The organism is Nostoc sp. 'Peltigera membranacea cyanobiont' 232 (genome assembly GCF_002245985.1).
In the GTDB taxonomy this organism is placed as follows: domain Bacteria; phylum Cyanobacteriota; class Cyanobacteriia; order Cyanobacteriales; family Nostocaceae; genus Nostoc.
Map to the genome: position 1 here is coordinate 1 of NZ_NOLK01000238.1, position 7,847 is coordinate 7,847.

A 7,847-nucleotide genomic window follows, 5' to 3' on the forward strand; every position below is an offset into this window, starting at 1 on the left:
TTTAATTTAGATGAAAATGTAATATTGACAACTGAGTGGGAAGATTTAAAAAAAGTACCAGGATTGACAGGAGTTGCGATCGCAACTCCTGCTATCACCCACTATGCTTTAGTAAAAGACGCTCTCCAGAATGGATACCATGTTTTAGCTGAAAAACCCCTAACTCTCGACCCAGCAGAATGTCGGGAACTTTGCCAATTGGCAGAGCAGCATCATTTAATACTCATGGTTGATCACACTTATTTATTTCACCCAGCAGTTGAGCGAGGGCAAACTGTAGTACAAGCGGGTAAATTAGGAGATTTACGCTACGGCTACGCGACACGCACCCATTTGGGGCCTGTCCGCCAAGATGTTGATGCGCTGTGGGACTTAGCTATTCACGATATTGCTATCTTTAACGCTTGGCTAGGTAAGATTCCTGTGAAAGTACAAGCAACAGGTACGGTGTGGCTACAGGGAGCAGGGGAGCAGGGGAGCAGGGAAGCAGAGGGGAAGAAAGATACAAATTCTCCTCTGTCTCAAGGTTTGGCCGATCTAGTATGGCTAACACTGACATACCCAGATGGCTTTCAAGCTTATATTCATTTGTGCTGGCTGAATCCTGATAAGCAGCGACGGCTGGGGATTATAGGTAGCCTTGGTAGTTTGATTTTTGATGAAATGTTGCAGTCATCACCTCTAACGCTGCTACATGGGGAGTTTGAACAGCAGGGTAATCATTTTATTCCGGTAAATCAAAAGCAGGTAGTGCTGGAATTAGAGCCAGGTGAACCATTAGGGCGAGTTTGCTCCACCTTTGTTGTCTCTATTCTAAACAATACTCCCTCAGAGATTTCGTCTGGCTGGGTAGGCACACAGTTAGTAGAAATTCTTGCTGCACTAACAGTATCTCTTGAGCAAGGCGGCAAACCTGTTTTTCTTAACAACTAACTGCTCTCAAGTCTAATTTCCCCTGAGAATAACCGCCCAATACTGTTCGGTTAAGGCAAGAGACGCGATCAAAGAGACGCGATAAATCGCCGTCTCTACAAGAATCAGTCCTTTGTAGAGACGGCGATTTATCGCGTCTTTGGGATCGAGTGGGCAAAATAAATTAGATGCAGCAATTGCCGCCTACCAAAAAGCCATTAAGCTTGACCCTAGCGATGCTATTGCTTACTACAATCTTGGCAATGTTCTAATTGACCAGAAAAAATTAGATGGCGCAGTTGCTGCCTACCAAAAAGCCATTGAAATTGATCCCAACTTCACTACTGCTTACAACAATCTCGGATCTATCTTGAGTGACCAGAAAAAATTTGATGCCGCTGTTGCTGTCTTCCAAAAAGCCATTCAGATTGACCCTAACGATGCTATTGTTTACGCCAATCTCGGCATTACTTTGGATGATCAGAATAAATCAGATGCAGCCATTGCTGCCTACGAAAAAGCTCTAAAATTACCAGAACATAGTGAGATTCAATTAGCTCATAGTCTGGCCAATAATAATTTAGGTTGGATCTTTCAACAGCAAGGAAAACTTAAAGAAGCCATAGAATATTTTGACAAGGCAGAAGAAATTGACCCCAATTTGCTCTATGCCAGTAATAACAATAGAAAAGCACGGCAGTTATGGACAGAACAACAGAATAAACTAGGTAGTGTAGAAGACGATCGCCAATGGTTGCCTAAGAACGATCCAACTATACCCGTTAAGCGTTCTGTAGTTCTCATCACTGCGGAGTTTTTTAACAGTGATCGCCAGGGAACAGAAATTGGCACTGGTGTCATAATTCAGCGAAAAGGCAGCCGGACATTAATCCTCACTAATCGTCATGTCATTTTTGATGGCTATGAACAGGGTAAAAATATTCAAGTTGAATTTTTCAGTTCACCACCATCAAACCGAGTGCGAATGCGGCGAGATGCCAAGCTGTTCAAAATGACCTCTGAGGAACAACTCGATTTAGCCGTTTTGGAAGTTAGCGGTAAGCTGCCAGAAGATATCCAACCCTTACCCATCTCCTCAACTGCGATCGCCCCAAAAATGCCCATTCGCATTATTGGTCATTCTGCTCAAAGAGGAGAAGATAAATCTTGGTCTATAGAATCAGGACAAATCAGCGACAAAAACCAGCGATTAGAAATATCTCAAGCCGCACTCAAACCTGGTTATTCTGGCAGTCCTGTAATTGATTCGCAAAATCGGCTTTTAGGCATCGTCGTTACCCGAAAAAAAGGTGAGGGGCGAGATTTCGCTTATCCCATGTCTGAGATTCAAAAACAACTGTCCACTTGGAATATTAATCAGACGCGATGAATTGCTATTAATCAGACGCGATGAATCGCGTCTCTACAAGTTATGAATTATAAAACTATTCTTGTCAGTTTATTAATCGTTAGCTTCAGCCATCTTCCGGCTGTGGCTTCTTGTCCAGAAGGCAACCCTCAATCTACCGATTATACAGCGCTTCCGGCTATTATGCAATACAGTTTTCCTCTTGCCCCTTTCCTATCATAGCTTTCAGCTTTGATGATGTACCTCATAGCCGCCGAAAGTGCTGTATCCACCGCAAACCACCCGAACGATGTGAAGGTATCAAAGAAGAACAATTAAGCGGCAATAGCTTGAGCCTAATTTCCATTGCTACCCGCAACCTTGCCAGTTTCGGCAAAACTCTCACGCTACAAATTCCGCAAATAAATGGTGGAAAAAACCCTCAAGTAAGAGTGCAATCGTTAGATGATAAATATCACTATCAATTGGATGACTTGTTATTGTCTAAGAATGGTTCAGGTTTCAGCTTTAGCTGGGATACTTACGTTCTCAGGAAAGCAAAAATACCAGCAAACAAACTCCGCGCTGTGGCATCCTACAGCCTTAATTCTCAACCTGTGTACGTTCCAGTCATCCTGGGGCAAACTTCTGGCAAGTATGAATTCGTCTTTTATTCCCAAGACAGAGTAAGATTTACCAATTTTGAAATCCTCCCCCAAGGTGAAAAAGCAATTTATAGCACTTCCCGTCCTAACTCCAGAAGTGGTGAAACTATTTTTACCTGGGATGGACGCAACGCCCCAGCAGGGCGCTATGAACTGCATTTCGTTGCTAATATTGACCGCAGAAATGAACCTAGCGATCGCATTGAAAGGCGAATTGTATTTGAACATAACCCAAATTGGTTAAAATAAATCATGGCATCTCGGCAAAAAGCCAAACAAAAATTTCCCAATTTCATCAAGATTCGCCAATGGTTGAATTTTCTGAAAACATATCTAATTGCTTTGTTTGTAGTCAGCACTTCAGCGCTAAAGCGCTTACTACGAACTATTGCAAATAATCAAAATTCCTTTTTGGTGCTGCTATTACTTTTATTTTTTACTATCCTCACCTTTGCAGCTATAGTACCCGGTACTCATGCCTTTGAAGGTAATATCATTTCTGAAGAAATGAGTTTTACCTATAATGGAGAAGAATCAAAACTGTTCCTTCAAAATATTCGCGGCATCAAGGAACTAGAAAATGAAGGCAAACAAACGCTGACTTTCACAGGTAGTTTTCAAAGTGAAACTTGGCCAGAAATTAATCAGTTAAATTCCTTACAAATCAAGCTTACAGACGGTGAGAGTAGATGGATTATTGTTCCTGCTAATCCTCAAGACACTAATCAAATTAGTCTCAATGAACTCCGGCTACAACCAAATACAAAGGTAACTGGACTCAGTTATGACTTTTTTCGTAATCAACTGGCTTTTTCTCTGCAACCTAACTCTAACTTAAATCAACAAACCAACCCCAATGCATTAAACCTATATTTAGGCGAACAACCAATCAAAGTTATAGCCGAAGGTTACGAATTACCAGATTTAAAATTACCAAATCAGCCAGACAAGCAAAGCTCATTAGAATTTAATTTTACCCCAAATAATAAAGTTTTTAACTTAGAACTCACGCAAAATAGCAAGATTTATATCACTCTAGCCAAAGCTCCCAAATATGAATCAGAACAATGGTTTAGAGAAAAGATAAAAACCAAAAATGTTCAATTTATAGATGTAGATAGAACCGGTGAAGATTCCAAAGACGATTTAAATATTTCTACTATTGTGGAAGGCAAAATCCGCATGGCAGAACAGGAACGCGACATTAAACAAAATCAGTTTCTCATGGGAGAAGACCCTAAGATTCCTCTAAAAATTCAAGAAATACGCCATCTGCAAATTGTCCCTAAAAAGGGTATAGAAGCTCGCTTTTCTGGGGAAACTAAAGAGATTCAAATCGGTCTAGATCCAGATTTTCCAGTTTCCACGATACAGGGTAGCTGGTTAGATGGTGTTTTACCTCGTGATGCGATTATTGCCCTGTTCTCTTTTGGCGCTGCTACAGTTGCTAATCTTTTATCTTGGCTATTCAGTAACAGTTCTAAATCAGGGTCAAAACCATAGCCGTTAGCACTCAGGAGTTAGGAGTTATAGCATTTGAGATTTTTGACTGTGAAAGAGTTAATGAACCAGCTTCTTAGAAATTCATCTGTCGCAATTATTTTTCAAATTTAAATTACGAATTAGAGTTTAGTAAAAATTATCTATCAGAAGTCCCATTTGCATAAACTTCTGTTTTTGGAAGACTTACCAAGAGAGTTTGCTGCGGCGAAAGACTAATCTCGTAAGTCTCATTCCCAAGTAACACCTGGAACTTCATCGACTTCTCTTTCTCTACACCTACTTTTACAGATTTATTGATCCCCAAAGAGGGACTTCCCCCAGACTTCTCTAGGCTAGAGTATTGGCTTGCTTTTGCCCCCTTATTCTCAGAGGAAAATCCCCGATCCCCGACATTTTCATCTTTTTTTGAAGCAGGTAACAGCGAGATATCAATCAAGGGTAAGGTAATCTTCAGTGTCGTACCTTGATGAAGTCCTGTACTCTCAAGAGTAATGCTGCCTCCCATGAGTTCAATTAAGTTTCGTGAAATTGCTAATCCTAGTCCAGTCCCTTCAAACTGGCGCGTGGTTGTGCCATTCACCATTATAAAAGGGCGAAACAGTTTGTGTTGTTGCGCGGGATCAATGCCTATACCTGTATCTTTAACTATTACCACTACTTGAGATTTACCATTACTAGATTGAATTTCTGTAGCAATGGTGATACTTCCTGTGTCAGTGAACTTAGTGGCATTGCCGATAACATTAATCAGCACCTGCTTCAGTTTTGCCGCGTCTGCCTTAATTGGTATTGGTTGAGCATCTAACTCGCATTTCAATTGCAAGCCCTTCTGTTGAACATTAACTGATTGTAAATTAATCACCTCTAATAATATTTTTCGGAGGTCAAGAGGTGTAGTGATTACAGAAAGCTTACCTGCTTCAATTTTAGAAATGTCGAGTAAATCATTAATAATATTTAGCAAATGAATTGTTGTTTCATCAGCACGTTTGAGGAAGTCCATTTCTTCTTCCCGGCTATCACATAAGCCATCTTCAACCACGCGAATGCAGTTAATAATAGTATGTAATGGGTTTCTCAACTCATGAGAAGTTGTAGCCAAAAACTGGCTTTTAATCTGGTTAGCAGTTTTTGCTTCTTTCCAAGCTATTTCTAATTCTTCCGCCCCAGCTTTGAGCCGTTCTACCATTTGGTCTAATGCTTGGGCCAGTTGATTGAACTCCCGAATTTGGAAATTGTGCGGAACTGGTTGTGCGGCGTGGTGAGAGTGAATATTGAGAGCGTAATCTCGCAATTCTTCTACAGGGCGTGCCAAGTAAGGAGCTAGATATAGGGATGCTAACAAACTTGCACCAATCAAACCAACGGTCAAAACAATGAGAATTAGTTTGATTTCCTCTAAACCAAAAAGCGCATTATCAACACTAGTAACAGCTAAGACTATCCATTTCTGCTGCTGTTGTTGGGTGAGTGGATTTACAATAGCTGTATAGCCAGCTACTAATTCGTTTCCCTCTTTAAAAGACAAATTTATCGAATCGTTTTTTCCGGCAATGGCATTTTTAATTATGCTCTTGAGTTGGGAAGAATTTGGATGTTGATTGATATTAGTTCCCACCCAGTCTGTGAAGGGATGTGCCAAAATCGTGCCATCTTCAGCAATCACCACCAAAGCGCCTGTGAGCGATCCCGGCTGATTTTTGGTTTGTTGGTACAATGCAGACTGAATACTTAAGCTGTAAACTAAATTTCTGCGGCTATCGGAGACTGGTGCAGATACCACTAATTGCAATTGGTTTTGTGTGTTTCTTTTTCCAGTCGTTCCTGCTTTGGGCGGGAAGATTGCTTTGACATCAATTCCATCACTAGGCAAAGGTAATGTCAACTCCCCAATAGCTCGATCGCCACAGCTACTGGCAATTATTTTCTGGTTTAGCAGATTCGTTAATTGGATACACTCAATATTGGCTGGAAGTTGTTGCTTTAGCTGCGTGAGAATTTCTTGCTCTTGTATAGACGAACTCGACGGAATCACCGTTGTTTTACTTACACTCAGCAAATTAGCTTTTAAGATTGCGATCGCATCGCCAATTCTATCTCCTTTACTGATGGCGCTTTCTGTTAAATTTTGACGAGCGGTTCCCAATATGCTAGAACGTGCCTTATTCAAGGCAACAATCTCGCCTATAAGTAAAACTGGAACAAACAGCAGCAATATTCTCGTTACTAAAATTCGACGAAAGGAAGATTGGCGGTAATTAGTCATCGAGTGTCTCACTTTGCATCTGCAAACCACAACAGCAAAGATATGTAATTAGACTGGCTAGATGAGACATTTTATTAAATTATCAGAATTTTATTTTCAATGTTTAAAAATAACAAATTGCTATAATTCAAAAAGAAACGTGGTATACCAAAACTCGTATATGCTAGATTTAAAAGCTGTTCGGATTGCATATAAATACAGTGAGAAAATTGTAAAAAAATAACTTGTAGGCATGGATTTTTTTTGATAATCTACACACGAACAAAGAAAATATTCAAACTATCAAATCAATTTAATGTTGCAACATCGTCCTCATACTACAGTTGTTTTAGCAATGAGTGCAGATGGTAAGATAGCAGATTTTAGGCGATCGCCTGCTCGGTTTGGTTCAAGGGCTGATAAAGCACATCTAGAAAAACAAATCGCTACCTCTGATGCGGTTTTATTCGGTGCTGGTACTCTTCGGGCCTATGGAACAACACTTACTGTATCAGATCCAACTCTAGTGCAACTTCGGGCACAAGAAGGGAAGCCTCCGCAGCCAGTTCATATAGTGACTACACACTCTGGAAACCTCAATCCGGAAATTAACTTTTTTAAGCAACCAGTTAGACGCTGGCTACTCACGACAACACTGGGAACACTTTCATGGAAAGGACGTTTACAGACACTTCCCGCAACTCTGGAAACCGGAGCACAAGAGTGTCATCCAGAATTTGAGCAGATTCTGGTTTTTGAAACACCAAGGCGAGAAATTGACATTCTCGCAGCTTTGAAGCATCTAGCCAATATAGATATAGCACGGTTGGTGGTCTTGGGTGGAGGTGAATTAGTCGCTTCCCTGCTGGGCTTAGATTTAATCGATGAATTATGGTTAACTGTCTGTCCTCTGATTTTAGGTGGTAGTACCGCACCTACACCCGTAGAAGGGAAAGGATTTTTACCCGATTTAGCTCCCAAGTTGCAACTTTTAGAAGTTCATCCAGTTGAGCAAGAAGTGTTTTTGCACTATCGCCTGCAACGACCAGTAGATTAGATTACGCTAAATAAGGGATTGGGGATTGGGGACTGGGGACTAGGGACTGGGGAGTAGAGAGTGAGGGACAACGGGGATAAGGAGAATAACCCATGCCCCATGCCCAATACCCAATCC

At 40.9% G+C, this 7,847-nt stretch carries 6 protein-coding genes; 5 read left to right on the plus strand and 1 reads right to left on the minus strand.

What is annotated here, in order from left to right; translation table 11 throughout:
* The 4 genes from CDG79_RS37460 to CDG79_RS44495 form a co-directional block, all read left to right on the plus strand.
* Positions 1-933 (plus strand): Gfo/Idh/MocA family protein (locus CDG79_RS37460; RefSeq protein ID WP_094346606.1); only part of this gene is annotated, 933 nt, incomplete at its 5' end.
* A gap of 130 nt (positions 934-1,063) precedes the next feature.
* The gene (locus CDG79_RS37465) at positions 1,064-2,302 is read left to right on the plus strand and encodes a sugar dehydrogenase complex small subunit (RefSeq protein WP_317616645.1); all 1,239 of its coding nucleotides are present in this window, start codon (positions 1,064-1,066) and stop codon (positions 2,300-2,302) included.
* A gap of 110 nt (positions 2,303-2,412) precedes the next feature.
* A complete protein-coding gene (locus CDG79_RS37470) occupies positions 2,413-3,174 on the plus strand; it encodes a hypothetical protein (RefSeq protein ID WP_189525267.1) in 762 nt (253 codons plus the stop codon).
* Between the two features lie 3 nt (positions 3,175-3,177).
* Positions 3,178-4,428 carry a hypothetical protein gene (locus CDG79_RS44495; protein ID WP_223278579.1) on the plus strand — a complete coding sequence of 417 codons (1,251 nt, stop codon included), beginning with the start codon at positions 3,178-3,180 and terminating at the stop codon, positions 4,426-4,428.
* 136 nt (positions 4,429-4,564) lie between these two features.
* On the opposite strand, the gene CDG79_RS37480 is transcribed toward CDG79_RS44495, so the two are convergent.
* Entirely contained in the window at positions 4,565-6,694 is a 2,130-nt protein-coding gene (locus tag CDG79_RS37480) for an ATP-binding protein (protein ID WP_094346608.1), read from the minus strand.
* Between the two features lie 295 nt (positions 6,695-6,989).
* On the opposite strand from CDG79_RS37480, the gene CDG79_RS37485 reads away from it, so the two are divergent.
* The gene (locus CDG79_RS37485) at positions 6,990-7,730 is read left to right on the plus strand and encodes a RibD family protein (protein WP_094346609.1); all 741 of its coding nucleotides are present in this window, start codon (positions 6,990-6,992) and stop codon (positions 7,728-7,730) included.
* Positions 7,731-7,847: the final 117 nt, after the last annotated feature.

Coding starts and splice junctions, on each gene's coding strand:
- CDG79_RS44495 (WP_223278579.1), top strand. CDS start 3,178: ATGGCATCTCGGCAAAAAGCCAAACAAAAATTTCCCAATTTCATCAAG.
- CDG79_RS37480 (WP_094346608.1), bottom strand. CDS start 6,694: ATGACTAATTACCGCCAATCTTCCTTTCGTCGAATTTTAGTAACGAGA.
- CDG79_RS37485 (WP_094346609.1), top strand. CDS start 6,990: ATGTTGCAACATCGTCCTCATACTACAGTTGTTTTAGCAATGAGTGCA.